The sequence below is a fragment of the Bradyrhizobium glycinis genome, from assembly GCF_016031655.1.
GTDB lineage: Bacteria > Pseudomonadota > Alphaproteobacteria > Rhizobiales > Xanthobacteraceae > Bradyrhizobium > Bradyrhizobium glycinis.
On sequence record NZ_JACCHQ010000045.1, the window covers coordinates 17,086 to 39,881 of the forward strand.

The 22,796-nt window shown below is 64.8% G+C and carries 21 protein-coding genes and 2 pseudogenes; 11 read left to right on the top strand and 12 right to left on the bottom strand.

All coding sequences use genetic code 11. From position 1 onward, the window contains the following. The first annotated feature begins 97 nt into the window (after nt 1-97). The 3 genes and pseudogenes from HZZ16_RS35550 to HZZ16_RS35560 form a co-directional block, all read left to right on the top strand. The gene (locus HZZ16_RS35550; protein ID WP_197955337.1) at nt 98-976 is read left to right on the top strand and encodes a DUF2147 domain-containing protein; all 879 of its coding nucleotides are present in this window, start codon (nt 98-100) and stop codon (nt 974-976) included. A gap of 236 nt (nt 977-1,212) precedes the next feature. After that, nucleotides 1,213-1,569, top strand: coding sequence for a hypothetical protein (locus tag HZZ16_RS35555; protein ID WP_197955339.1), 357 nt, complete (start codon nt 1,213-1,215; stop codon nt 1,567-1,569). Between the two features lie 596 nt (nt 1,570-2,165). Next, nucleotides 2,166-2,567: pseudogene (locus tag HZZ16_RS35560) on the top strand (hypothetical protein); the annotation flags it as partial. A 154-nt stretch (nt 2,568-2,721) separates the two neighbouring features. Here the strand turns inward: HZZ16_RS35560 and HZZ16_RS35565 are convergent. Further along, nucleotides 2,722-3,126 carry a (R)-mandelonitrile lyase gene (locus tag HZZ16_RS35565; protein ID WP_197955343.1) on the bottom strand — a complete coding sequence of 135 codons (405 nt, stop codon included), beginning with the start codon at nt 3,124-3,126 and terminating at the stop codon, nt 2,722-2,724. 22 nt (nt 3,127-3,148) lie between these two features. Beyond that, nucleotides 3,149-3,847, bottom strand: coding sequence for a ribonuclease activity regulator RraA (locus HZZ16_RS35570; protein ID WP_197955345.1), 699 nt, complete (start codon nt 3,845-3,847; stop codon nt 3,149-3,151). A gap of 257 nt (nt 3,848-4,104) precedes the next feature. On the opposite strand from HZZ16_RS35570, the gene pxpB reads away from it, so the two are divergent. From pxpB to HZZ16_RS35585, 3 genes are read left to right on the top strand one after another with little or no spacing between them, the layout of a single operon-like run. Continuing rightward, the gene (gene pxpB / locus HZZ16_RS35575; protein ID WP_197955349.1) at nt 4,105-4,836 is read left to right on the top strand and encodes a 5-oxoprolinase subunit PxpB; all 732 of its coding nucleotides are present in this window, start codon (nt 4,105-4,107) and stop codon (nt 4,834-4,836) included. Continuing rightward, nucleotides 4,833-5,870, top strand: coding sequence for a 5-oxoprolinase subunit C family protein (locus HZZ16_RS35580; protein ID WP_197955350.1), 1,038 nt, complete (start codon nt 4,833-4,835; stop codon nt 5,868-5,870). Before pxpB ends, HZZ16_RS35580 begins: the two co-directional genes overlap by 4 nt. Nucleotides 5,871-5,902: 32 nt before the next feature. After that, nucleotides 5,903-6,673, top strand: coding sequence for a LamB/YcsF family protein (locus tag HZZ16_RS35585; RefSeq protein WP_197955352.1), 771 nt, complete (start codon nt 5,903-5,905; stop codon nt 6,671-6,673). A gap of 166 nt (nt 6,674-6,839) precedes the next feature. Here the strand turns inward: HZZ16_RS35585 and HZZ16_RS35590 are convergent, their stop codons facing one another. From HZZ16_RS35590 to HZZ16_RS35610, 5 genes are all read right to left on the bottom strand, one after another. After that, nucleotides 6,840-6,992, bottom strand: a complete 153-nt coding sequence (locus HZZ16_RS35590; protein WP_036028094.1) for a hypothetical protein — start codon at nt 6,990-6,992, stop codon at nt 6,840-6,842. A gap of 241 nt (nt 6,993-7,233) precedes the next feature. Next, nucleotides 7,234-8,850, bottom strand: coding sequence for a sulfite reductase subunit alpha (locus tag HZZ16_RS35595; RefSeq protein ID WP_197955354.1), 1,617 nt, complete (start codon nt 8,848-8,850; stop codon nt 7,234-7,236). Continuing rightward, nucleotides 8,847-10,625: a NirA family protein gene (locus HZZ16_RS35600; protein ID WP_197955356.1), complete on the bottom strand. Its 1,779-nt coding sequence runs from the start codon at nt 10,623-10,625 to the stop codon at nt 8,847-8,849. The genes HZZ16_RS35595 and HZZ16_RS35600 overlap by 4 nt, the downstream gene beginning before the upstream one ends. A 334-nt stretch (nt 10,626-10,959) precedes the next feature. Beyond that, nucleotides 10,960-12,123, bottom strand: a complete 1,164-nt coding sequence (locus HZZ16_RS35605) for a CmpA/NrtA family ABC transporter substrate-binding protein (RefSeq protein ID WP_197955357.1) — start codon at nt 12,121-12,123, stop codon at nt 10,960-10,962. Beyond that, nucleotides 12,120-12,710 carry an ANTAR domain-containing response regulator gene (locus tag HZZ16_RS35610; protein WP_197955358.1) on the bottom strand — a complete coding sequence of 197 codons (591 nt, stop codon included), beginning with the start codon at nt 12,708-12,710 and terminating at the stop codon, nt 12,120-12,122. Before HZZ16_RS35610 ends, HZZ16_RS35605 begins: the two co-directional genes overlap by 4 nt. A 110-nt stretch (nt 12,711-12,820) precedes the next feature. Between HZZ16_RS35610 and rimO the strand changes: the two genes are divergently transcribed. Beyond that, nucleotides 12,821-14,146 carry a 30S ribosomal protein S12 methylthiotransferase RimO gene (gene rimO, locus HZZ16_RS35615; protein WP_197955364.1) on the top strand — a complete coding sequence of 442 codons (1,326 nt, stop codon included), beginning with the start codon at nt 12,821-12,823 and terminating at the stop codon, nt 14,144-14,146. 96 nt (nt 14,147-14,242) lie between these two features. On the opposite strand, the gene HZZ16_RS35620 is transcribed toward rimO, so the two are convergent. Continuing rightward, nucleotides 14,243-15,184, bottom strand: coding sequence for a hypothetical protein (locus tag HZZ16_RS35620; RefSeq protein WP_197955367.1), 942 nt, complete (start codon nt 15,182-15,184; stop codon nt 14,243-14,245). 193 nt (nt 15,185-15,377) lie between these two features. On the opposite strand from HZZ16_RS35620, the pseudogene HZZ16_RS35625 reads away from it, so the two are divergent. Next, nucleotides 15,378-15,698, top strand: a pseudogene (locus HZZ16_RS35625) (hypothetical protein); the annotation flags it as partial. A 271-nt stretch (nt 15,699-15,969) separates the two neighbouring features. After that, nucleotides 15,970-17,160 carry an acetylornithine transaminase gene (locus HZZ16_RS35630; protein WP_197955370.1) on the top strand — a complete coding sequence of 397 codons (1,191 nt, stop codon included), beginning with the start codon at nt 15,970-15,972 and terminating at the stop codon, nt 17,158-17,160. A 113-nt stretch (nt 17,161-17,273) separates the two neighbouring features. On the opposite strand, the gene HZZ16_RS35635 is transcribed toward HZZ16_RS35630, so the two are convergent. Together HZZ16_RS35635 and pcsA are read right to left on the bottom strand one after the other, a co-directional pair. Next, entirely contained in the window at nt 17,274-18,248 is a 975-nt protein-coding gene (locus HZZ16_RS35635) for a quinone oxidoreductase family protein (RefSeq protein ID WP_197955371.1), read from the bottom strand. A 116-nt stretch (nt 18,249-18,364) separates the two neighbouring features. Continuing rightward, entirely contained in the window at nt 18,365-19,132 is a 768-nt protein-coding gene (pcsA, locus tag HZZ16_RS35640) for a phosphatidylcholine synthase (RefSeq protein ID WP_197955372.1), read from the bottom strand. 87 nt (nt 19,133-19,219) lie between these two features. On the opposite strand from pcsA, the gene HZZ16_RS35645 reads away from it, so the two are divergent. After that, nucleotides 19,220-20,404 (top strand): UbiH/UbiF family hydroxylase, encoded by a 1,185-nt coding sequence (locus HZZ16_RS35645; protein WP_197955374.1) that lies wholly within the window; start codon nt 19,220-19,222, stop codon nt 20,402-20,404. Nucleotides 20,405-20,632: 228 nt separating this feature from the next. Here the strand turns inward: HZZ16_RS35645 and HZZ16_RS35650 are convergent, their stop codons facing one another. Next, entirely contained in the window at nt 20,633-21,586 is a 954-nt protein-coding gene (locus tag HZZ16_RS35650) for an AEC family transporter (protein ID WP_197955376.1), read from the bottom strand. 106 nt (nt 21,587-21,692) lie between these two features. On the opposite strand from HZZ16_RS35650, the gene hspQ reads away from it, so the two are divergent. Continuing rightward, the gene (hspQ, locus tag HZZ16_RS35655) at nt 21,693-22,025 is read left to right on the top strand and encodes a heat shock protein HspQ (RefSeq protein WP_024341905.1); all 333 of its coding nucleotides are present in this window, start codon (nt 21,693-21,695) and stop codon (nt 22,023-22,025) included. Between the two features lie 74 nt (nt 22,026-22,099). Here hspQ and HZZ16_RS35660 read toward each other — a convergent pair. After that, the coding region (locus HZZ16_RS35660) for an invasion associated locus B family protein (RefSeq protein ID WP_197955381.1) at nt 22,100-22,796 on the bottom strand (697 nt) is incomplete at its 5' end.

Consider the following 22,796-nt stretch of genomic DNA (forward strand, 5'->3'; position numbering starts at 1 on the left):
AAGACGACTCACAGCAACGACAGTGATCTAGATCACTTTTTGCAAGCGAGCCGGCGCGTAAGCGTCGGTGCGGGGACCACCTGTTCAGGAGACGGAAATGAGGAAGCTGTTGGCCACGGCCGCATTCCTTTTGGCGAGCACCGCCGCGCAGGCGCAATACACCTTCGAATATGGCGGGCACACCATCCGCATCGATCCGGACCGCGGCACGGTGCAGATCCCCGGCGTCTACGACAACACAGGCCAGGGCAAGCAGAAGAAGGCCAAGAAGAACGAGACGGCGCCGCAGCAGGCCACGGTCGATCCGCAGGCGCCGGCTGCTCCGGCGCCAGCCCCCGCTCCTGCTGCGCCGCCCGCAGCTGTGCAGGCGCCCGCGGCTGCCGCCGTCGCGCCGCCTCCTGCGCCGCCATCGGCACCGCCGCCGGCGGCTCCCCCGGCGGCCACGACCGCCGCCACCACGCCGGCCCAAACGGCCGTTGCGCCGCCGCCTGCACCGCCTCCGGCCCCTGCTCCGGTCGAGCAGCAAGCCGTGCCGGCCGTGGCACCGCCGCCCGCCCCGGCCGTGGCTGCCGCCCCGCCGGCGCCACCTCCGCCACCTGCCCCGGCGCCTGCTCCCGCTCCCGTTCAGACGGCCGTCGCGCCTCCTGCTCCGACGGCTGCGCCCACGCGTGATCTCAATTCGCCGGTCGGCGTCTGGCTCACCGAGGAGAAGGAAGGCAAGGTCCGCATCGAGCAATGCGGCACCAACCTCTGCGGCTATTCGGTCGACAGCAAGTCGAACCAGAACGGCGAGCAGGTGCTGATCAACATGAAGCCGGGCAAGGACCAGAAATGGTCGGGCCGCATCCTCGACCCCAACTCGGGCTCGACCTACGATTCGACGATCGCCATGAAGGGCACTGACCGGCTGCGTGTGCAGGGCTGCGCCTTCGGCGGCATGTTCTGCGGCGGCCAGACCTGGACGCGGGTGAACTGAGCCTCCCGAACTTTCCAGTACCGAGACATTCCGGGGCACGCGAAGCGTGAACCCGGGATCTCGAGCGTCTCAGGGCGCAATTGCGCACCATAGTTCGGCTCTACGAGCCGCCCCGGAAATGGCGGCAGAAGATGCGTGCGCCGTCTCACAGGTCGAACTTGGCGTGACAGCCCTCACATCTCCGGTTCCGCGAAGCGTGCCAGGATCCCCTGCATGGTCAACCACAGGGGCGTGCCATGAACGGCGTTCGCAGAGGACTTTTCGCCACCATTCTCGCCATCGGCTTGCCGCTCACGCAGGCTGATGCTGCGACAAGCACTTTCGACGGCGCATGGAATGTCCGCATTGCTTCTTCGAGCCAGGCTTGCGGCAACGGCGCGACCGTCGCGATCGGGATCAACAACGGTCAGATCGCCTCGAGCAGCGCCGCAGTGACGGCGTCGGGCCGCGTCGCCGAGGCTGGCAACGTCAACGTCACCTTAAGCACCGGCATCAAGCGTGCCGTCGGCTTCGGCCGGCTCAGCGGTGCGTCCGGCTCGGGCACCTGGCGCGGCGCGATGTGCACGGGAACGTGGACGGCGGAGAAGATGTAGCAGCACCGCCAAGAGCGAATAAATAGCGAATAAAGGTTGTGTTTCCACTCAGGCATGCGCTGCTGCGCTTTGCGCCCATTCTAGCTTCACAACCTTCGGTTCGCGCGACCGAGAACGTTCTTGATTCAATTGGATCACACCGCCGTGAGTCTCGCTGCAAAACTCGTGAAGCGACCCTTCGCTCTGATTCCCGGCGAAACCTGTAACCTAAATCACATCCATTCTCGACCACTCCTCAAAGGTAGATAACTGGCAAGACGAGTAGAGCTCCGCCGCACTGGACCTCACCAGCGTCGCGCCGTTTCTGCAACAAGCATTTGATGTCTTGCTATTTCGTCAAATTGGCAAGCCGCCTCGGCGGCAGCAAGGAGCAATTGCGATGACAGCCACTTCAGCGAAACTCCGATATTGGGTCGACATGGCGATTGAGTGTATTCGTCGAGATCACACCCAGACGCTCAGTCCCGGCGATCAAAGAGGCCCCTTCTTGAGCGCGCGTGCCCTTGGCATGGCATTGGGTGCGCTCAACGATGCCCATGCGCACGCCTCTGGGGGTTCTCCTCTCCTGAACGTGGCCGCCACGCTTTGGTGCGGCCGCTTTTCAGCTGTTGCGACTGTTCCTCGTCGAAAAAGGCGTCACCTCGTTCCATCCCAATGGCATCGACAAATTCAGGCTGGACTTCGTTTCGGACGAATTCAATGGCCGGAACACCGACCCCCGAACCATGCTGCCTCGCGATCACGTCACCCTGAGTTACGATAGCCTGTGGCAGGCAATTGCCGCAAACTCGGTCAGTCGCGTCTATCTCGGCGTTCACTGGCAATTTGACGGTATCACCAGACGCAACGCGGCAGATACCGATGACGAGTTTGGAATTCCAACACCCGACAGACTCGGACGTACTGGTGGCGTTTGGCTAGGCGCACAAATAGCCAACCAGATCGCACCGAAGCTCGGTATCCAGCCAACGACGATCGCCGCATCGAGAATCAATTGAGGCGAATGCGCTCGTTGCCCGCCCAGAGTCACGAGCGCGCTTTGTCCTGAACTCCCGGCGCGGGAGATTGCAGAATTAATTCTCAACCAGCAGGTTTCGAGCCCCGGATCAGCAACGCACCGCTCCGCGCTGTATTGCTTCCGGGGCACGTCAGCTAGCCGACCGCCGCTCCATACTCCGCGTCGGTGACCGGCTCCAGCCAGGTCGAATAGACGCCGTCGAGCGCTTCCTGCATGGCGATGTGGCACATGCCGTTGGTTGGCGAGGCGCCGTGCCAGTGCACTTCACCCGGCGGAATCCAGACGGTGTCGCCGGGACGGATTTCCTGGACCGGGCCGCCCTTGGTCTGGACGCGGCCAACGCCGGAGATCACGTAGAGCGTCTGGCCGAGCGGATGATGATGCCAGTGGGTGCGCGCGCCCGGCTCGAATGCGACGCGCGAGACGTTCAGCCGTGCAGGTGCCGGGGCCATGTTGATGGGGTCCTGCCACACGGTACCGGTGAAGTGTTCCTTCGGCGCGCGGCGGGTCGGCCGGGTGCCGGCGAGCGTGATGTCCATGAGGGTCCTCGTTCCTTATCCGTTACTTCTTGCTGGCGGCGTAGCGCGCCTTGGTTTCGGCGTTCATGGGATAGAGGCCCGGCAGCACCGCGCCATTGTTCACCTCGTTCACGATCCAGGCTTCCATCCGCTCCTGCTCGACGCCCTCATTAAGGACGTGGTCGAGCATCGCCTGTGGGATCAGAACGCAGCCGTCCTGGTCGGCGACCACGATGTCATTCGGGAAAACGGCAACGCCGCCGCAGCCGATCGGCTCGCCCCAGCCGACGAAGGTGAGGCCCGCAACCGACGGCGGCGCGGCATAGCCGTCGCACCACACCGGCAAATCGGTGCCGAGCACGCCCTCGACGTCACGCACCACGCCGTCGGTGACGAGCGCGGTGACGCCGCGCTTGACCATGCGCGCACAAAGGATGTCGCCGAAGATTCCGGCATCGGTGATGCCCATGGCGTCGACCACGGCGATGCAGCCCTCCGGCATCGCCTCGATGGCGGTGCGGGTCGAGATCGGTGACGACCAGGATTCCGGCGTCGCCAGATCCTCGCGCGCCGGCACGAAGCGCAGCGTGAAGGCCGGTCCCACCAGCCGCGGCAAACCGGGGCGCAGCGGACGCGCGCCGCGCATCCACACATTGCGCAGGCCCTTCTTCAGCAGGACCGTGGTGATGGTGGCGGTGGTGATGCCGGCGAGGGTCTTGCGGGCTTCGGGGGACAGCGACATGGACGAGAACGAGCTCCAAGGTGCGGGAAAGAACGCGCGCATCTTGCGAGCCGCAGCCCTTGCGTCAAGGGCCAAGAGGCTAGCAATTACGCAGGGCCGCAGCGCCGTTATGCGATGCGATAACAAGGCTTTATCGCTTCCCCGTGCATTAATTTATTGGACTTGCGGGCGCATTTACGCGAAGCAGGGACAAGCGGAACTCAAGGTCGAGCCCGCGTTCCCGAGAAGACCGATTACGACAGCGCTCTGACAGCTCAATGGCCGCGACGCTTCCCCCGCCCCGCCTTCTGCCCAGTGGCGATAGTGCCGTCACGGTCGAGTTCAGCCGCACCATCGACGACGATGCCAACCAGCGCGTGCTGGCGCTCGACAAGGCACTCACCGCGGCGCCCATCGACGGCATCACCGAGACAGTGCCGACCTATCGCTCGCTGCTGGTCCATTACGATCCCGGCAAGATCGGCTTCGATGCGCTGGGCGAAAAGATCCTCCCCATCGCCACCCGGCCGCTGCCGCCGGTCACCAAAGCGCGCCGCTGGCGCATTCCGGTCGCCTATGGCGGCGAGCACGGCATCGACCTCGAGGACGTCGCCAAGACGCTGGGCACCACGCCGGATGACATCGTCATCAGGCATTCGGGCGGCGACTATAAGGTTGCCATGATCGGCTTCACACCGGGCTGGTCCTATCTCAGCGGCCTCGACAAATTCCTGCACCTGTCGCGACGGCAATCACCGCGGCTGCTGACGCCGGCCGGCACGATCTCGATCGGCGGCGTCCAGGCCGGCATCCAGTGCCTGGCCGCCCCGAGCGGCTGGCACCTGCTCGGCCGCACCCCGGTGCGAACCTATCAGCTCCACCGTGATCCGACCTTCCTCACCGAGCCCGGTGATCGCGTCACGTTCTACGCCATCGACCACAAGACGTTCGAGGACATGGACCGCGCCGCGGAAGCCGGCGAGATCGTCGCCGAGCAGGTGGATGCATGAGCCGGCTCGTCGTTGCCAGCATCGGCCCTGCCAGCTCGGTCCAGGACGGCGGCCGCTATGGCGCCCAGCGCTACGGCTTGACCGTGAGCGGAGCGATGGACCGGCTATCGCTTGCGGCGGCGAACACATTGGTCGGTAACGAGCCGTTCGCGGCCGCCGTCGAGATTGGCCCGTTCGGCGCCTCCTTCACCGCCCGCGACGGCGCCGTGCGCTTGGCGATATCAGGCGCGCCGCGCAACGCGGACGTCGCCGGCAGCCCGGTCGCGATGGACAGCTCGGTGACGCTGAAGGACGGCCAGACGCTGACGCTCGGCTTTGCCCGCGGCGGCGCTTTCACCTATCTCGCGATCGAAGGCGCCATCAAGGGCGAGAAGGTGTTCGGCAGCCTCGCCGTGAACGCCCGCGCCGGCCTCGGCAGCCCCTATCCGCGCCCACTCCAGGCCGGCGACGAATTTACGGTCGATGCCGCCAGCGGTGCCGAGGAGCTGCGCATCGAGCTGCCGAAGCCGGCGACAGGTCCGATCCGCGTGCTGTTAGGGCCTCAGGACGACGAGTTCGACGACGCCAACAAGGCGCTGTTCCTGGATAGCGAGTGGAAGATCTCGGCGACCTCGGACCGCATGGGCTACCGCCTCGAGGGCCCCGCGATCAAGCATCTGCACGGCCACAACATCGTCTCCGACGGCACCGTCAACGGCAGCATCCAGGTGCCCGGCAACGGCGCGCCGATCGCGCTGATGATGGATCGCGGCACCTCCGGCGGCTATCCGAAGATCGCAACCGTGATCACGGCCGATATCGGCCGCCTCGCCCAGACCTCGGCCGGAACCGCTTTCCGCTTCAAGGCTGTCAGCATGGCCGAAGCCCAGGACGAGGCGCGCAAGTTCGCGCAAGCGATCCGCAGCCTGCCCGATCGCCTGCGCTCCTCCGATATCGTCGCGCTCAACATCGAGGCGCTCAGCGATGCTAACGTGGCGGGCTACGCGGTCAGTGCGGTCGATGCCGGGACGTGGCAGGTCACGGCGGAGCCGTAAGCGACAACAAGACCAAAGGCGGAGAGCACCCCATGAAGACAGTCGATCTGAATTGCGACCTCGGCGAAGGTTTTGGCGCATGGGAGATGGGCAACGATGCCGCCATGATCGAGCTCGCAAGCTCGGTCAACGTCGCCTGCGGCTTCCATGCCGGCGACCCCGACATCATGCGCCGGACGGTGGAGCTTGCGAAGGCGCGCGGCGTCTCGGTCGGCGCGCATCCCGGCTATCGCGACCTGCACGGCTTCGGCCGGCATCCGATCGCAGGGCTCAAGGCCTCCGAGATCGAGAACCTCGTCGCCTACCAGATCGGCGCGCTGCAGGCGATCGCGACCGCGGCCGGCCACAAGGTCACTCATGTGAAGGCGCACGGCGCGCTCTCCAACGTCGCCTGCGAGGACGACATGACGGCGAAGGCGATCGCCGCCGGCATCAAGGCGGTGGATCCCAACCTGATTTTCGTGGTGCTCGCCAATTCGAAACTGGTGAAGGCCGGCGAAGAGGCCAACCTGCCGATGGTGCACGAGGTGTTCGCCGACCGCGCCTATGAGGACGACGGCAACCTCGTCTCGCGCAAGAAGCCGGGCGCGGTGCTGCACGATGCCAAGGCGATCGCCGAGCGCGTGGTGCGCATGGTGCAGGACGGCGCGGTGGTGTCGGTCACAGGCAAGGTCATCAAGATGCGCACGGACACGGTCTGCATCCACGGCGATACGCCGGGCGCGGTCGAGATCGCGCGCGGCGTGCGGCAGGCGCTCAAGGCTGCGGGAATTGAGGTCGCGCCGTTCAAGCGCGGAGCGTGAGCAGGCTCGGTGTCGTAGGGTGGATTAGCGAAGCGTAATCCACCTCTTCTGCTACTGTCCAGTAGGGTGGGCAAAGGCGCATAGCGCCGTGCCCACGATCTCTGCATGATTGAGACAGGCGGTGGGCACGCTTCGCTTTGCCCACCCTACGAGACCGAGCAAGATGCTAGAACGGATGCACCGAGAGCGTTCCGAACACGATCGCCGCGATCACCGCAAACGCGCTGTACATCGCAACGTGGTGCATGCTCGCCCCGGTCCGACGCGAGAGCGAGCGCGCGTAGAAGTGCAGCCTGGCTTCCGCCGATAGTTCGCGCATGGTCGATCTCCAACGCCCCATTTGCGGGAGTATGAAGGATCAACCCGGGCGGGAGGCAAGACGGTGGCGGAAATAGCGATGAGGGTTCTCCGAAGGCCCCACATCGCAGACGCAAAATTCTCTTCACGGGTGGGTTCCGAGAATCTTATTCGTTAAAGTCCGAGCCAGCTGGAACCGGAACGGATGACAATCGGATGACGCCCCCACACCGAAGGGCGAGTCATCCGACGTCCCCGACCGCTTAGTACACGTCAGCCTGGAAGCGGCCGGTCTTCTTGAGCTCGGCGACAAAGCTAACGGCCTCATCGGTCGAACGTGCCCCGAACTGGGCGACGATGTCGACCAGCGCGCGCTCGACATCCTTGGCCATGCGCTTGGCATCGCCGCAGATGTAGAGATGGGCGCCGTCGGCGAGCCAGGTCCACAATTCGCGACCGACCTCGCGCATGCGGTCCTGCACGTAGAACTTCTTCTCGCCGTCGCGCGACCAGGCCAGCGACAAGCGCGTCAGCAGCCCGGAGGTCTTCATGGCGTTGAGCTCGTCCTGATAGAAGAAGTCGCAATCGCTGCGCTGATGACCGAAGAACAGCCAGTTCTTGCCGGGCGCGCCGGTCGCCTTGCGGTCGAACAGGAAGGCGCGGAACGGCGCGATGCCGGTGCCGGGACCGACCATGATGATCGGCGTCTTCGGGTCCTGCGGTAGGCCGAAATTGTGCGCCTTCTGTACATAGACCTTGAGCTTCTCGCCCTCCTTGATCCGCTCGCCGAGGAAGGTTGAGGCGACGCCGAGCCGCTTGCGCTTGCCGATGACGTAGCGCACCGAGTCCACCGTCAATGACAGCTTGCCCGGCGTCGCATTGTGCGAGGATGAGATCGAGTAGAGCCGCGGCTGCAGCGGCTCCAGCGCCTCGACGAAGGCCTCGGGATGCGGCCGCATGCCGGAAAACTTCTGCAGCGCCGCCATCACGTCGAGCGTCGCGGCATCGCCATCGGGATCTTCGCCCTGCGCCAGCGCCCGCGCCTTCTCGCGCGCCGCGCCACCGGTGATGAAGGAGATCAGCTCGAACAGCGTGTCGGGTGCCGGTGACAGCGAGACGTCGTCGATCAGCGCCTCGCGCAGCGTCTTGCCGTTGACCTTGGTGGTGTGGGAGGCGCCGAGCAGCGCGATGATCTGGTCGACGAGGCCGACGTCGTTGCGCGGGAACACACCGAAGGAATCACCAACCACATAGTCGAGCTTGCTCTCGGAGAGATCGAACTCGATATGATAGGTCTCCTTCTCCGACTTGCCCTTGTTGAGAAGACGGCGCGACAGGAACGTCGCCTCGATCGGATTGTCGCGCGAGCGACCGGGCTCGGCGATCGTCACGGTCACGGCCGGCGCCGGAGTATCGGCGTTGCCGGCGGCCTTGTCGGTGATCTTGGCCGCGGGCGCCTTGTCGAGTTCCTCGTACAGCGACTTCAGCATCCGCGCGGTTTCCTTGCCGCCGGGGACGCACAGATTGAGCCGCGCTTCGCTGCGGCTTGCGATCGCCTCCGAATAATCGTGGCAATTGTAGCCGCACTGGCCGCAATCCTGCTGTGCCATCGCCGCCATCATCTTGCGGCGCAGGGGACGGCCTTCGGCAAGCTTCATCCGCTCGGCGATCGGCATGGTCTGGTCGTGCCACGGCGCTTCGCCATCGTCGCCGTCGCCAGCCGGCATGACCGCGGCGCCCTGCTCCGCCGACAACGGCGTTGCGACGTCGGGCGAGAGCAGTCCGGCAAAGAAGCCGTTCAGCCAGGAGCGCTGCGCGTCGGAGAACGGCGCGCTGGCCGGAATGATGTCGAGTTTCGGCGGAGGCGTGATCTGGTTCATGCGGACACCTGTGCATCGGCAAGCTTGCGCAGCGTTTCGCCGTCGTGGCGGCGCGCAAAGGAGAGGAAGGTTTCATCGGGCGAGGCGCGGTGGGCGAGATAGGCCTTGAGCAGCGCCTCGACCGTCTTCGGTGCGTCCTCGGCCTTGAGGTCGTGATAGACCTCCTGCCCGACATCGGCATCGGGACCGAACCCGCCGCCGGTGAAGAGGTGATAGCCCTCGACCGTGTCCTCCTCGTTCACGGGCACGCGTGCGCCGATCAGGCCGATGTCGCTGATGTAATGCTGCGCGCAGGAATGATGGCATCCGGTCAGATGGATATTGACGGGCTTGTCCATGGCGACGCGCGGTTCGCACCAGTCGCCGATCTCGGCGGCATTGCGCTTGGTGTTGGACGCCGCGAAACGGCAGCCGGCATTGCCGGTGCACGCGATCAGGCCGGCGCGGATATGCGAGGCCTCGACCGCAAGCCCGATCTGCTTGATCGCGGCAATGGCGAGCTCGACATTCTCATCGCGCACGCCTGATATCAAAAGGTTCTGCCAGACGGTGAGGCGGATCTCGCCGTCACCGAGATCCTGCGCGACCTTGGCGAGGCCCCGCATCTGATCGGAGGTGAGCTTGCCGAGCGTCAGCGACACCCCAATCCAGTTGAGGCCGTCCTGCTTCTGCTTGTGCACGCCGATATGGGCCATGCGATCCGCCGCGGGGCGCGGGAGAAACGCCTCTTCCGGCACGCGCGTGAACGGCGTCTTCAAGCGCTCCTCGACCAGCTTGAGAAAGCCGTCGTGGCCCATCGCGTCGAGCACGTATTTCAGCCGTGCCTTGTTGCGGTTGGTGCGGTCGCCATGCTCGATGAACACGCGCACGATGGCGTCGGCAACAGCGGTCGCCTGCTCCGGCCTGACGATGATGCCGGAATATTTCGCGAAGTCCTTGTGGCCGGTGATGCCGCCGAGGCCGAGCCGGAACCAGACGCCCGGCTCGACGCCGAAGCCGTCCTTCACTTCATAGGCCGTGAAGGCGATGTCGTTGGTCTCTTCCAGCACCGCGATCCTGCCGGCGCCGTCGAAGGCGACGTTGAACTTGCGCGGCAGACCGTAGAGCGAGCGGTCGTTGAGGATGTGGTAGTGCCATTCGCGGGCATAGGGTCGCGTGTCGATGATTTCCTGCGGATCGATGCCTGCGGTCGGCGTCCCCGTCACGTTGCGGATGTTGTCGGCGCCGGAGCCGCGCGAGCACAGGCCGAGCTCCTGGATGCCCTCGATCATTCTGATCGCGTGCTTGGGCGGAATCTCGCGCAGCTGGAGATTGGCGCGCGTGGTGACGTGGCTGTAGGGGCCGCAGAGCTCGTCGGCGAGATCGGCCAAGCCCGACAGCTGCCAATGCTTCATGATGCCGTTCGGAATGCGCAGGCGGCACATGTAGGAGTCCTGCGTCGGCGCGACATAGAAGATGCCGTAATAGCGCCAGCGGAAATTGTCCGCCGGGCTCGGCGGGGTGTTGTCGAGCGCCTGCTGGCGAAGCCGCGGATAGGCATCGAAGGGATGCTCGTCGCGCTTGAACTTCTCCTGATCGGCGAGCTTTTTGCCCGACGCGATCACCTTGTCCTGTGCCTTGATGTGCGCGGCATCGGGACCGACAGGCTCGGCATTTGCCTTGCCGCCGCCACCAAGGCCGCGGCCGACGCGGCTGATCTGCAGGCCGGTCGTGAAGCCTTCGAGATAGCGTTTTTGCTCGTCGGTAAAGTCGACTGAGAGCGTATCGATTTTCATGGTCGGTAACGAAGCTCCTGCGGCCACCTTCGGTGGCTTCGACGGATTGCGCGACCCGCGAGGAACTGAAGGCTGGCTCAGGAGCCGGCTTCGTCACTCATGGTCCGATCAGCTTCGTTGCTGCGGGACTTGGCTCAGCAGGCACCTATGACAAGCTGGCCGCAGTGCAATATTCAAATTGCGTGCCAGCTTGACGAAAATCGAAAATCATGAATTTTCAAATAGTTATAACGAAAGCCAAAGGATCGCGACCCGGGAACACTCCCGAAATTCGAGCAGTCAGCTGAAACATTAGCCAACCGCCCGACATGCTCAAAAACAACGCAACCTCGACTCAGGCCTTCCAGCGCCCGACCTCGAAGGCCTCGAGATGTCCGGGGATATCGGCCGGGTCGAAGGCGGGGCCGGCAAAGGCGCCGAACGCCGCAGGCGCCTCAAGCGGCGCCCTGTTGCCGAGGGCCGCGTCATAAAGATCGGGCCTGAACACCGCCATCGCCGTCTTGACGCCATCAGGGGTGAGCGCCGTCTGGCCCCAGCGCACCATCTGCGCATAGAGCCAGGCGGCCTGGACCGGATCGGGCCGCCCTGCCCCTTCGCGTCCGATCAGCAGGTAGCGGCCGCTTTCGCGCAAAGTGCCATCGGGCGAGATCTTCAGGCGCCCCGTGAGGGTGCGTTGGATGACCTCGGCGTCGACACCGATCCGTTCGGGTTGCGCCAGGATCTGCGCCGCCTCGGTCCGGTTCTCGGGATGCTCGATGAACTCGGCGGCCTTCACGGCTGCCCGCACCAGGGCTGCGACCACATCAGGGTTCTTGTCGGCCCAGGTCTGGCGGATCGCCAGCACCTTCTCCGCTGCACGGACCAGGATGTCGGCGACGAAATGCAGGATGTGGCCGATGCCGAGATCGACCGCGACCGAGTTCCAGGGCGCGCCGACGCAGAACGCATCGACATGGCCGTTCTTGAGACTGTCGACCATATAGGGCGGCGGCAGCACCACGAGGCGCACGTCCTCGTCGGGATCGACGCCCGCCGCCGCCATCCAGAACCGCAATTGATAATTGTGGGTGGAGAACGGGAAGGTCATGCCGAAGGTGAGCGGCTCGGCCCCCGCCTGGCGGCGCTTGGCAACCACCTTCGCCAGCGCTTTCGCCGTCGCCATCGGGTCGAAGCGATCGCCGTCGATCTCCTCCATCAGCGCGGCATGGAGCGCCGGCGACACCGTGATGGCATTGCCGTTGATGCCGAGGTTGAAGGGCGCGGCGATCGGCACCTTGACGTGACCGAGCCCGAGCGAGGACGCGATCGCCACGGGCGCGAGCAGATGCGCCGCGTCGAACAGGCCGATATTGAGCTTGTCGCGGACATTGGACCAGGAGACCTCGCGCACCAGCTCGACCTCGAGCCCCTCAGCGGAGGCAAAGCCCTTGTCGACCGCGACGATCAGCGCGGCGGCATCGACCAGCGGAATGAACCCGATGCGGAGGGGGATGGTCATTTCAGCATCTCCGACGCGGTGATGATCGACTGCGCGATCTCGCCGATTTTCTTCTTCTCGCGCATCGCGGTGGAGCGCAGCAGCACATAGGCCTCGTCCTCGGTCAGGCCCTTCACCTTCATCAGGATGCCCTTGGCGCGTTCGATGACCTTGCGGTCCTCGAGCTGCGACTTGGTGCGCTCCAGCTCTTCCTGGAGCTTGGCGAAGGCGTTGAAGCGGGACACGCAGAGGTCGAGAATCGGCTTGATGCGTTCCTTCTTCAGCCCGTCCACGATATAGGCCGACACCCCCGCCTCGACCGAGGCCTGGATCGAGGCTGAATCGCTCTGGTCGACGAACATGGCGATCGGCCGCTTCACGGCGCGGCTGACCTGGAACATCGCCTCCAGCACGTCGCGGCTGGGGTTTTCCAGATCGATCAGGATGATGTCGGGGTCCACCGCATAAATACGGGCGAGTAGGCTCTGCATCTCGCGGATATGGACGACCTGGGTGAACCCGGCCTCCCGCAACCCCTCCTCCAGGATCGCGGCCCTGACAGGGCTTTCGTCGACGATCACGATTTTGGGCGACTGTTCGGCGCTCATGGCTCACTCACGACAGGTGATTCATCCATAGCACGCCGGATCGCCCTGCAAAGGGTTGTAATTATGGGCAATTGGGACTAGCTCAGGCCGGTCAATCAGGCAGATCAGATATGGATCAGACGGCTGCGCCCAAGGTCAGCTTCGTGTCGCTCGGGTGTCCCAAGGCATTGGTGGATTCCGAGCGCATCATCACGCGCCTGCGCGCGGAGGGCTACGAGCTCGCCCGCAAGCATGACGGGGCGGACATCGTCATCGTCAACACCTGCGGCTTCCTCGACAGCGCCAAGCAGGAATCGCTGTCGGCGATCGGCGAGGCCATGGCCGAGAACGGCAAGGTGATCGTGACAGGTTGCATGGGCGCGGAACCGGAAGCGATAGAGCAGGCCTATCCCGGCGTGCTCTCCATCACCGGCCCGCAGCAATATGAGAGCGTGCTCGACGCCGTGCACCGCGCGCTGCCGCCGGCGCACAATCCGCATCTCGACCTGGTGCCGCCGCAGGGCATCAAGCTGACGCCGCGCCACTACGCCTATTTGAAGATCTCCGAGGGCTGCAACAACCGCTGCACCTTCTGCATCATTCCGAAGCTGCGCGGCGACCTCGTCTCGCGCCCGGCCAATGATGTGCTGCGCGAGGCCGAACGCCTGGTCGGCGCCGGCGTCAAGGAGCTGCTGGTGATCTCGCAGGACACCTCGGCCTACGGCGTCGATCTGAAATATGCCGAGAGCCCATGGAAGGACCGCCAGGTCCGCGCGAAATTCCTCGACCTCGCGCGCGAGCTCGGCGAGTTGGGCGCCTGGGTGCGGCTGCAATATGTCTACCCCTATCCGCATGTCGACGAGGTCATCGCGCTGATGAACGAGGGCAAGGTGCTGCCCTATCTCGACATCCCGTTCCAGCACGCGAGCCCCGAAGTGCTGAAGGCGATGAAGCGCCCGGCGGCACAGGACAAGACGCTGGCACGGATCAAGCGCTGGCGCGAGGAATGTCCCGATCTCGCCTTGCGCTCGACCTTCATCGTCGGCTTCCCCGGCGAGACAGATGCCGATTTCACCTATCTGCTCGACTGGCTCGACGAGGCCGAGATCGACCGCGTCGGCTGCTTCAAATACGAGCCGGTCGCCGGCGCCAGCTCGAACGCGATCGAGAACCCCGTGCCGGAAGAGGTCAAGCAGGAGCGCTACAACGCGCTGATGGCCCGCCAGCAGAAGATCTCTGCGCGCAGGCTGAAGCGCAAGATCGGCACGCGCCAGCAGATCATCATCGACGAGGTCGGCCCGACCGTTGCCAAGGGCCGCTCCAAGGCCGATGCGCCCGAGATTGACGGTGCCGTCTATCTCTCCAGCCGCCGCCCCCTGCGCGTCGGCGAGATCGTCACCGCTAAGATCGAGCGCGCCGACGCATACGATCTGCACGGCAGCGTCGCGGGGTTCTGACGCTCTCCGTCATTGCGAGCGCAGCGAAGCAATCCAGGAATCCCACCGCGGAGACACTCTGGATTGCTTCGCTGCGCTCGCAATGACGATGCGGTGTCAAACCAGCCATTTCGGCACCCAGCGCTCCGGCCTTGGTGCGCGGGCGAGATCGGCTTTGGCCTCGGAGAGCAATGCCGGTTCGCCGTCGATGGTCGGGCGCACGTCGTATTCGAAGTTCGGCATGACGCGACCATCGGCGTAGAGTCCGAACCTCATCGCATACCATAACCCGAGCTCAGGCTGAGCCTTCCACATCTGTTCGCGCAGATCGCGCAGCAGGGATTCGATCGAAGCGGCTTCCTCGAACGGCTGCGGTCCGTGCTTGAGAATTCGCGCCTGGTATTGCTTGCCGACGATCGCGACCTCGAAACGAGTATTTTCCCAGGCATTCTTGCCCTTGGGCAGATGGGCGGCCAGCCGCCAGCCCAGTTCGGCCATCATGCGATGGTTGGCCCAATAGTCCTCGCGGTCCCGGCTCCATTTTTCCATGAAGCCGCGGAAATCAGGCAGCTCCGGGGCCCCGTCGTCACACGTCGCCTTGTCGGCAACGGGCTGTGCAGCGAGCCATTGCGCGAGTTCGCCGGTCTGAGGCTCGATCTCGTCATGCGGCTTCAGGTCGCTCCAGGCCCTGTCGAATTGCTGCGACGTCAGCCTCGTCAGCAGCGCGTCGAAGCTCGGCGCCAGCAGCTCATAGTCGCCTTCGGAGCCCAGGCCGACGATCGGCGGATTGTCGCGGTCGAGGCCGGCGCCATACCAGCCGCCGACGGCCGAGCCATCCGGCAGCCGCATGAACAGCGAGAACCGGTCGCGCAAGGGACTGCCGTCGACGATCGGCGCGGAGTCCGAGAATTGGCCCTGCAGCGAGAACCGGCCAACGCTGCCCCAGGGGCGCCCCTCGAGCCAGCCGGCGAAATCGACCAGCAGCGGCGGCGCCTCGATGCCAGGCGGAAACGCGCCGCGAATGCTGTCGAGATCGATTGGGTAAGGCGTGTCGGACAAGGCTGAAAACTGGTCTGATTGGTCCCGTCTTGCTTGGTCTGAACCGCCGCGAATCCGGTTCGAACCAAATCGCGTCCCGTGATCACAAACGCGCCAGTGCCCGGATGGTTGCTGCAGGACGCGCCACCGCGAGACTGCTAGCGCACCGCAACGTGACACTATAATGCATTCACGCAGGGGTCACGGACTCGGCCTAACTCTGCCCGCGTTTTCAACGCTGTTCGGATTGTTAGAGGCGCCGGCCTCCCGCCTCGACTTCATTCGGCATGTCGGCGCGCTCTGGCTCGCCATCGGCATCGGCTGCGGACTTGCGCGCATGCTGCAGCTGTTCGTCACCCGCGGCGTCATGACCGGCCTCGTCTGGGTGTTCAAGGTGCTGACCGACCCCTTTCACAACATCGCGCTGTACTGGAATTCGCCGCTCAAGCTGCTGCGCGGCGAGCTGATCGACACCGCGATCGCGGACGCGGATTGGGGCTGTGAAGAGGCCGAGGAAGCCGCGCACCCGACCTGACCGATGCACGTTCGGCGAGCATCTCGCAAAACGCCTGCTTGACAAGTCCTGCCATTCGGCTGTACGGACGCGCCCCATGATCAACGCCCGGACCAACCAGCGCACCGAAATGCTCCGCCGTCGCTCCCGCGACGACGAGAGGGTGCGCCATGTCCGAAGACGCCGCTGAACCACTGAATTCAGCTGAAGTTTTCGAGAAAGGCCGCACCCGCAAGGTGCGGCCTTTCTGCTTTTTGCGCCCTTTTTCCACCCGCCTCCAGAGGAGTACGACATGACCACGCATCCGTATGACGCGCTGATGGACATCACCGCACGGCCCAAGGCCGTGTTCGTCCGCGGCGCCGGCTCCTACCTCTGGGACGACAGCCGCAAGCGCTATCTCGATTTCGTGCAGGGCTGGGCCGTGAATTGCCTCGGCCACTCCCCGCCCGCGATCGCCGACGCGCTCGCAGCTCAAGCCAAGCGGCTCTTGACGCCGAGCCCGGCCTTCTACAACGAGCCGAGCCTCAAGCTTGCGCAGGCGCTGGTCGAGAACAGTGCGTTCGACCAGGTATTCTTTGCCAATTCGGGTGCGGAAGCCAACGAAGGTGCGATCAAGCTCGCACGCAAATATGGCAGCCTGTACAAAGGCGGCGCGTTCGAGATCATCAGCTTCGAAGGCGGCTTCCACGGAAGGACGCTGGCGACGATGTCGGCTTCGGGCAAGAAGGCGTTCGAGCCGCTGTTCGAGCCGAAGGTCGCGGGCTTCAAGAAGGCCAAGCTGAACGACATCGCCTCGGTGGAAAAGCTGATCAACGCCAACACGATCGCCGTGATGCTCGAGCCGATCCAGGGTGAATCCGGCGTGTGGCCTGCGACCGATCAGTTTCTGCAGCAGTTGCGCGCGCTGACCGAAGCGCACGGCCTCTTGCTCATTTTCGATGAGATCCAGACCGGCATGGGCCGGACCGGAAAGCTGTTCCATTATGAGCATACAGGCATCGCGCCCGACATCATGACGCTCGGCAAGGGCATCGGCGGCGGCGTGCCGCTCGCAGCCCTGCTCGCGACCGAACGCGCGTCATGCTTCGAGCACGGTGACCAGGGCGGCACGTTCAACGGCAACCCGATCATGTGCGCGGCGGGCCTTGCCGTGCTTGAGGAAGTCAAGAAGCCCGACTTCCTGAAGGCGGTCACCGAGACCGGTCTCCTGCTCGAAAGCGAGCTGCAGAAGGTCGCGGCCCGGCATGGCCTCGGCGGTGTGCGCGGACGCGGCCTGTTGCTCGCGCTCGATCTCAAGCTGCCGATCGCACCAGGCATCGTCGCGCAGGCGTTCGAGGCCGGCGTGCTGCTGAACGCCCCTCAGGTCGACACCTTGCGCTTCATGCCGGCGCTGAACGTCACGAGGACCGAGATCGCCGACATGATCGAATGTCTCGATGCGATCTTGACCAAGGCCGGCGCGGCGAGACGCGTCGCATAGGGCTGTAGGGTGGGCAAAGCGAAGCGTGCCCACCATTTTTCACCGCAATGAAGATGGTGGGCACGGCGCTCCGCGCCTTTGCCCACCCCACGAAACCGCCGATGCCGAAAGGGCTACGGCTTCAAGATCGAAGCCCCCGTGGTCTTGCGGCTTTCGAGATCGATATGCGCCTTGCCGGCGTCCTTGAGTGCGTAGGCGTGGTTGATCGGCACGTGCAGCTTGCCGTTGATCACCGCGGCGAACAGGGTGTCGGCACCTTCGAGCAGTTCCTTGCGCGTGCCGACGTAATCGTTGAGCTTCGGCCGCGTCGCGAACAGCGAGCCGTGATTGTTGAGCTCGGCGATCGCGAACGGCGGCACGGGGCCCGAGGCATTGCCGAACGAGACGAACATGCCGCGCGGCTTCAGGCAGGATAAAGAGCCCGGGAACGTCGCCTTGCCGACGCCGTCATAGACGACGTCGCAGCCCTCGTTGCGGCTGATCTGCTTCACGCGCGCAACGAAATCCTCCTCGTTGTAGAGGATGACGTGGTCGCAGCCATTGGCCTCCGCAAGCTCGGCCTTCTCGCGCGAGCCGACGGTGCCGATGACATGCGCACCGAGCGCCCTCGCCCATTGGCAGGCGAGCAGGCCGATGCCCCCGGCCGCGGCGTGGACCAGCACGCGATGATGCGGCTCGACCTTGAAGGTCTTGTGCAGCAGATACCAGACCGTCAGCCCCTTCAACATCAGCACGGCGCCCTGCTCGTAGGTGATGTGATCGGGCAGCTTGACCAGCTTCTCCCAGGGGATGTTGCGCTCGCCGGTATAGGCGCCGAGATTGTGGTAATACGCAACGCGGTCGCCGGGGTGAAAATTCGTGACGCCTGGCCCGACCGCTGTGACCTCGCCCGAGGCCTCGTTGCCGGCGATGAAGGGCAGCCCCGGCGCCTTGTAGAGGCCGGTGCGGTAATAGACGTCGATGAAGTTGAGGCCGACCGCGTGCTGGCGGATGCGCACCTCGCCGGGCCCGGGCGCCGGCACGTCGACGCTCTCATAGACCAGGCTTTCGGGGCCTCCGACCTTGTGCACACGGATGGCTTTCGTCATCACCTGACCTCCTCTTCTTGCGGCTGAGCGAAAGCCATCGCGCCAGCCTTGTCAACTCGACGCCGACCGGACCGATTAAGCGGAAGGATCGCGTTCGGGGTTGGTGAGCAGCTGCGTCATGCGAAGGATCGCAGCAATCGTATCAAGGCGTCGCTGAAGCTGATCCAGAGCGCGATGGCGCAGAGCACGACGGTCACCCCGGTGCCGACGCGGAAATCCATCTGCAGCGTGTAGAAGGCGAGCACCGCCCAGATCGCGATCAGCGACATCGTGAGCCAGCGCAGCCGCACGACCCTGACTGGGTGCAGCACATGGAACGGCACGAAAGTCAGCACGACCAGCGCGGCGACCAGCAGCGTTGCCCACAGCGGCGGCCAATGCAGCAGGAACAGATAGAACGCGGCCGCGTTCCACAGCGCCGGGAAGCCGCGGAAATGATTGTCGTCGGCCTTCATGCGCTGGTCGGCGAAATACAACGCGCTGGTGACGATGATGGCAATGCCGAGCAAGGGAGCCGCGACCGGCAGCAGCATGCCGCTGGCGACTATCGCATAGGCCGGCACGAAGACATAGGTGACGAAATCGACCACGAGATCGAGCACGTCGCCCGACCAGTTGGGCTGCACGTTCTTGACGTCGAGCCGGCGCGCGATCGGCCCATCGATCGCATCGATGATCAGGGCGACGCCGAGCCATTGAAACATCGCGGCCCAGTGCTCGCGCACGGCCTCCAGCATCGCCAGGAGGGCGAGCGCCGCGCCGAACGCGGTGAAGATGTGCACCGAGAAGGCTGCGGCGCGGATCGCCGGTCGCGGCTTCAGGGAATCCTGCTGCGTGTCCATGGCTTCTGCTATCAGAATGCGACCGGTTTGCACATCCGCCATTGCGGCGCACGATCGCACAATTCGCCACAATATCAGGGAAATATAGGTGGACTTGAATTTGCCGCCCGGCGTGTCAAATGTCGTTCCATGACAGACGCATCGACACTCCATGACGCGGCCGTGATCGGCGGCGGACCTGCCGGCCTTGCCGCAGCGATCGCCCTCGCGCAGGCGGGTGCCCGGACCGCACTGGTGGCGCGCCGCGTGCCCTATGCCGACAATCGCACCACCGCATTGCTGGGCGCCTCCATCGATCTCTTGGAAAGGCTCGACGTCTGGTCGCGCTGCAGGGACAAGGCGGCTGCGCTGGAAGTCATGCGCCTCGTCGACGACACCGGCCGGCTGTTTCGTGCGCCGGAGGTGCGCTTCTCCTGTCGCGAAATCGGCCTCGGTGCGTTCGGCTATAACATCGACAATCGCTCGCTGATGCTGGCGCTGGAAGCGCGCGCGGCCGAGCTGCCCAATCTCGTCCGCTTCGACGACGAGGCCGAAAGCGCCGTCATCGAAGCCGACGACGTCGCACTGCGCACGACGTCCGGACTGTTTCTCTCGGCCCGCCTCGTGGTCGGCGCCGATGGCCGGCACTCGCTGTGCCGCGAGGCCGCCGGCATCGAGGTGGTCAGGCGCGAGCTGAACCAGACCGCGCTGACCTTCAACGTCGGCCATAGCCGGCCGCATCGCAATGTCTCGACCGAGTTCCACACGCCGCACGGGCCTTGCGTGTTCGTGCCCCTGCCCGGCGACCGCTCCAGCATCGTCTGGGTCTCGGCGCCTGCGGAGGTCGAACGGCTGCGCGGCTTGAGCGACGAGGAGCTGTCGGCCGCGATCGAGAAGCAGTCGCATTCGATCCTGGGACGGATGACGGTCGAGCCGGGGCGCAACCTGTTCCCGCTCGCGATCGAGCGTCCGAAATGCTTCGGTCGCGACCGCATCGCGCTGGTCGGCGAAGCCGCCCATGTGGTGCCGCCGATCGGTGCCCAGGGCCTCAATCTCGGCCTGCGCGATGCCGCGGACATTGCCCGGCTCGCGGGCGAGGCCGTCGCCGCGGGACAGGACCCCGGCGCGAACGACGTGCTCAAGCGCTATGACCGCGCCCGCCGGCCGGACATCTTGAGCCGCACCTTTGCTATCGACATCGCAAACCGCTCTTTGCTCAACGACTTCCTGCCGCTTCAGTCCGTCCGCGCGGTCGGCATGCATCTCCTCGGCGCCATCGGCCCGCTGCGGCGCTTTGCGATGCGCGAAGGCCTGACGCCGACCTGGCGAAGGTAGTTTCGAAGCGCATTGGGTTGGACGAATTCACCACTGGCTCGGTGCAATCTCTCCCGCTTGCGGGGGAGGTCGGCGCGAAGCGCCGGGTGGGGGCTCTCTCCGCGACGGGATTTTCTCTGCACTCTCGACAATCCCGACGCGGAGAGAGCCCTCTCCCCGACCCTCTCCCGCAGGCGGGAGAGGGAGCGCACCGGCCCCGCTGAAGAGATCAAGCCGATCTCATCATCATCACGGAAACGCCAGCCGTCCCGTCTGGATCGCCCACATCACGCTGGTCAGCGTGACCACCGACGCGAAGGTCCCAAGCAGCACCGCGACGGAGGCGGACTCGATCCAGGCATCGTTCTGCCGGGCGATGACGAACACGTTGAGCGCCGGCGGCAGTGAGGCCATCAGCACGGCGGTGGCGGCCCAGGGCTGTGCGAACGGGCCGAACGCCAGCATCAGGACGAATGCCGTGAGCGGATGGATCAGCAGCTTGACCGCGATCACGCCCGGCACCTCCCACGGCACCCGATCGAACGGACGGAGCGCCACGGTCAGGCCCAGCACGAACAGCGCAGTCGGCGCGGCCGCGTTCTGCAGGAAGGTGATGGTGCGGTCGAGCGCGACCGGCAGCTCGATATGCAATGCGGCCACCGCCGCGCCGAAGCAGGCTGACATGATCAGCGGATTGAGCACGATCTGCTTCAGCACGACGCCGAACGCGTGGACGAGCGAGGGATGGTCGCGGTCGGAAAGCTCGATCAAGAACGGCACGATCGTGAACAGGAAGATGCTGTCGCAGCAGAAGATCAGCGCGGTCGGCGCGGCCGCCTTCGGCCCCAGCACCGCGAGCGCGAGGCCTGGACCCATATAGCCGATATTGCCATAGCCGCCGGAGAGGCCCGCGAGCGTCGCCTCGCGCAGCGTCAGCCGTCCGAAGAGCTTGCCGACCACCAGCGCCAGCGTGAAGGCCGCAACCGTCGAGAGAGTCGTCGCCACCAGGAACGGCGGGTTATTCAATTCCGAAAACGGCGTCTTCGACATGATCGCAAACAGCAGCGCCGGCAGCGACACGTAGAGCAGGAAGAAGTTCATCCAGGCGAGCCCCGATTCCGGGATCGACTTGAGCTTGCCGCAGGCGAAACCGACGAAGATCAAGCCGAAATAAGGCAGCGCCAGATTGAGGATATCGACCATTGCTGAAGTTTTGTCTGAAGGCTTGGGGGCTATCCGTCCCGGAAACGAAGGTTAATTCCGGCTAAGGGCACTAGCATCGGCCACAATCCTGGTCTATCGACGGGGGATGATTAAAGCGCGGACCGCCAAATTCCAGATCGGACAGGTCGTTCGCCACCGGATCTTCTCGTTCCGGGGGGTGATCTTCGACATCGATCCGGAATTCAACAACACCGAGGAATGGTGGCTGTCTATCCCTGAGGAGGTGCGGCCCCACAAGGACCAGCCGTTCTACCACCTGCTCGCGGAGAACGCGGAGTCCGAATACGTCGCCTATGTCTCGGAGCAGAATCTGTTGCCGGACGATTCCGGCGAGCCGGTCCGGCATTCGCAGGTCGCCGAAATCTTCGTCAAGGACAAGGCCGGCGGCTATCGCCCACGCAATCCATCGCTGAACTGATCGTCGCCGATCGTCGGCCAGCAAAAAAGGCGCTCGCAATGAGCGCCTTTTTCACGTCCGGGATTTGCTCCCGATTACTTCTGGCCGGCCGGAGCCGCGCCCGGCGCGCCACCGCCCTGCTCGAGCTTCTTGCGCTGCTCCTCGGCCTTCTTCTGCAGCTCTTCCTGAAGCTTCTTCTGGTTTTCCTCGAACACCTTCGGATCGGTCGGCGGACCGTCATAAGCCTTCTGGAATTCGCCGGCGAGCGGCAGCGGCAGGGTCAGCGGCGCACCGTTGGCGTTGATAGCCTGAACAACGAGATTCTGGCCTTTCTTCATGTTGTTGATGAGCTCGGGCGTGGCCTCGTAGTCGGACATGCAGCCGTTCTGGAAGCAGATCACATAGGGCTGCTGCAGCGGCGCGTTGCTGTCGACGATGATGCGGGTGCCGTGCACGAGCTGCATGCCGAGCGGCAGCGTCACGCGCAGGATCTTCTTGGGCTCGCCTTCCGGCTCGATAATCACCGCGGCGATGACCGGCTGGCCCGACTCGATGCGGCCGTCCTTGCCGGTGAAGCAGACCTGCTTGGCATTGGCGTCCTGGCCCTTGAGGCAGAATTTGGTCCAGGGCGCATAGATCAGCTGGATCTGCTGATCGGCAGGCTGGGCTGCGCCCTGCTGCGGGGCGCCTTGCGCCGGAGCCTGCTGGGCCTGCGGGGATGCTGCGGGCGCCGGAGCCTTGGGAGCTGCCTTGGGAGCCGCCTTCGGAGCCGGGGCCGGGGAGGCCTTGGGC

Excerpts from the sequence above, each read along its gene's own strand:
- pcsA (WP_197955372.1), bottom strand. The coding sequence starts at position 19,132 with ATGGCGGATGTGCAAACCGGTCGCATTCTGATAGCAGAAGCCATGGAC.
- HZZ16_RS35585 (WP_197955352.1), top strand. The coding sequence starts at position 5,903 with ATGAAGACAGTCGATCTGAATTGCGACCTCGGCGAAGGTTTTGGCGCA.
- HZZ16_RS35630 (WP_197955370.1), top strand. The coding sequence starts at position 15,970 with ATGACCACGCATCCGTATGACGCGCTGATGGACATCACCGCACGGCCC.
- HZZ16_RS35610 (WP_197955358.1), bottom strand. The coding sequence starts at position 12,710 with ATGAGCGCCGAACAGTCGCCCAAAATCGTGATCGTCGACGAAAGCCCT.
- HZZ16_RS35605 (WP_197955357.1), bottom strand. The coding sequence starts at position 12,123 with ATGACCATCCCCCTCCGCATCGGGTTCATTCCGCTGGTCGATGCCGCC.
- HZZ16_RS35595 (WP_197955354.1), bottom strand. The coding sequence starts at position 8,850 with ATGAACCAGATCACGCCTCCGCCGAAACTCGACATCATTCCGGCCAGC.
- HZZ16_RS35650 (WP_197955376.1), bottom strand. The coding sequence starts at position 21,586 with ATGGTCGATATCCTCAATCTGGCGCTGCCTTATTTCGGCTTGATCTTC.
- rimO (WP_197955364.1), top strand. The coding sequence starts at position 12,821 with ATGGATCAGACGGCTGCGCCCAAGGTCAGCTTCGTGTCGCTCGGGTGT.
- HZZ16_RS35550 (WP_197955337.1), top strand. The coding sequence starts at position 98 with ATGAGGAAGCTGTTGGCCACGGCCGCATTCCTTTTGGCGAGCACCGCC.
- HZZ16_RS35590 (WP_036028094.1), bottom strand. The coding sequence starts at position 6,992 with ATGCGCGAACTATCGGCGGAAGCCAGGCTGCACTTCTACGCGCGCTCG.
- HZZ16_RS35600 (WP_197955356.1), bottom strand. The coding sequence starts at position 10,625 with ATGAAAATCGATACGCTCTCAGTCGACTTTACCGACGAGCAAAAACGC.
- HZZ16_RS35580 (WP_197955350.1), top strand. The coding sequence starts at position 4,833 with ATGAGCCGGCTCGTCGTTGCCAGCATCGGCCCTGCCAGCTCGGTCCAG.
- hspQ (WP_024341905.1), top strand. The coding sequence starts at position 21,693 with ATGATTAAAGCGCGGACCGCCAAATTCCAGATCGGACAGGTCGTTCGC.
- pxpB (WP_197955349.1), top strand. The coding sequence starts at position 4,105 with ATGGCCGCGACGCTTCCCCCGCCCCGCCTTCTGCCCAGTGGCGATAGT.
- HZZ16_RS35565 (WP_197955343.1), bottom strand. The coding sequence starts at position 3,126 with ATGGACATCACGCTCGCCGGCACCCGGCCGACCCGCCGCGCGCCGAAG.
- HZZ16_RS35635 (WP_197955371.1), bottom strand. The coding sequence starts at position 18,248 with ATGACGAAAGCCATCCGTGTGCACAAGGTCGGAGGCCCCGAAAGCCTG.
- HZZ16_RS35570 (WP_197955345.1), bottom strand. The coding sequence starts at position 3,847 with ATGTCGCTGTCCCCCGAAGCCCGCAAGACCCTCGCCGGCATCACCACC.
- HZZ16_RS35555 (WP_197955339.1), top strand. The coding sequence starts at position 1,213 with ATGAACGGCGTTCGCAGAGGACTTTTCGCCACCATTCTCGCCATCGGC.
- HZZ16_RS35645 (WP_197955374.1), top strand. The coding sequence starts at position 19,220 with ATGACAGACGCATCGACACTCCATGACGCGGCCGTGATCGGCGGCGGA.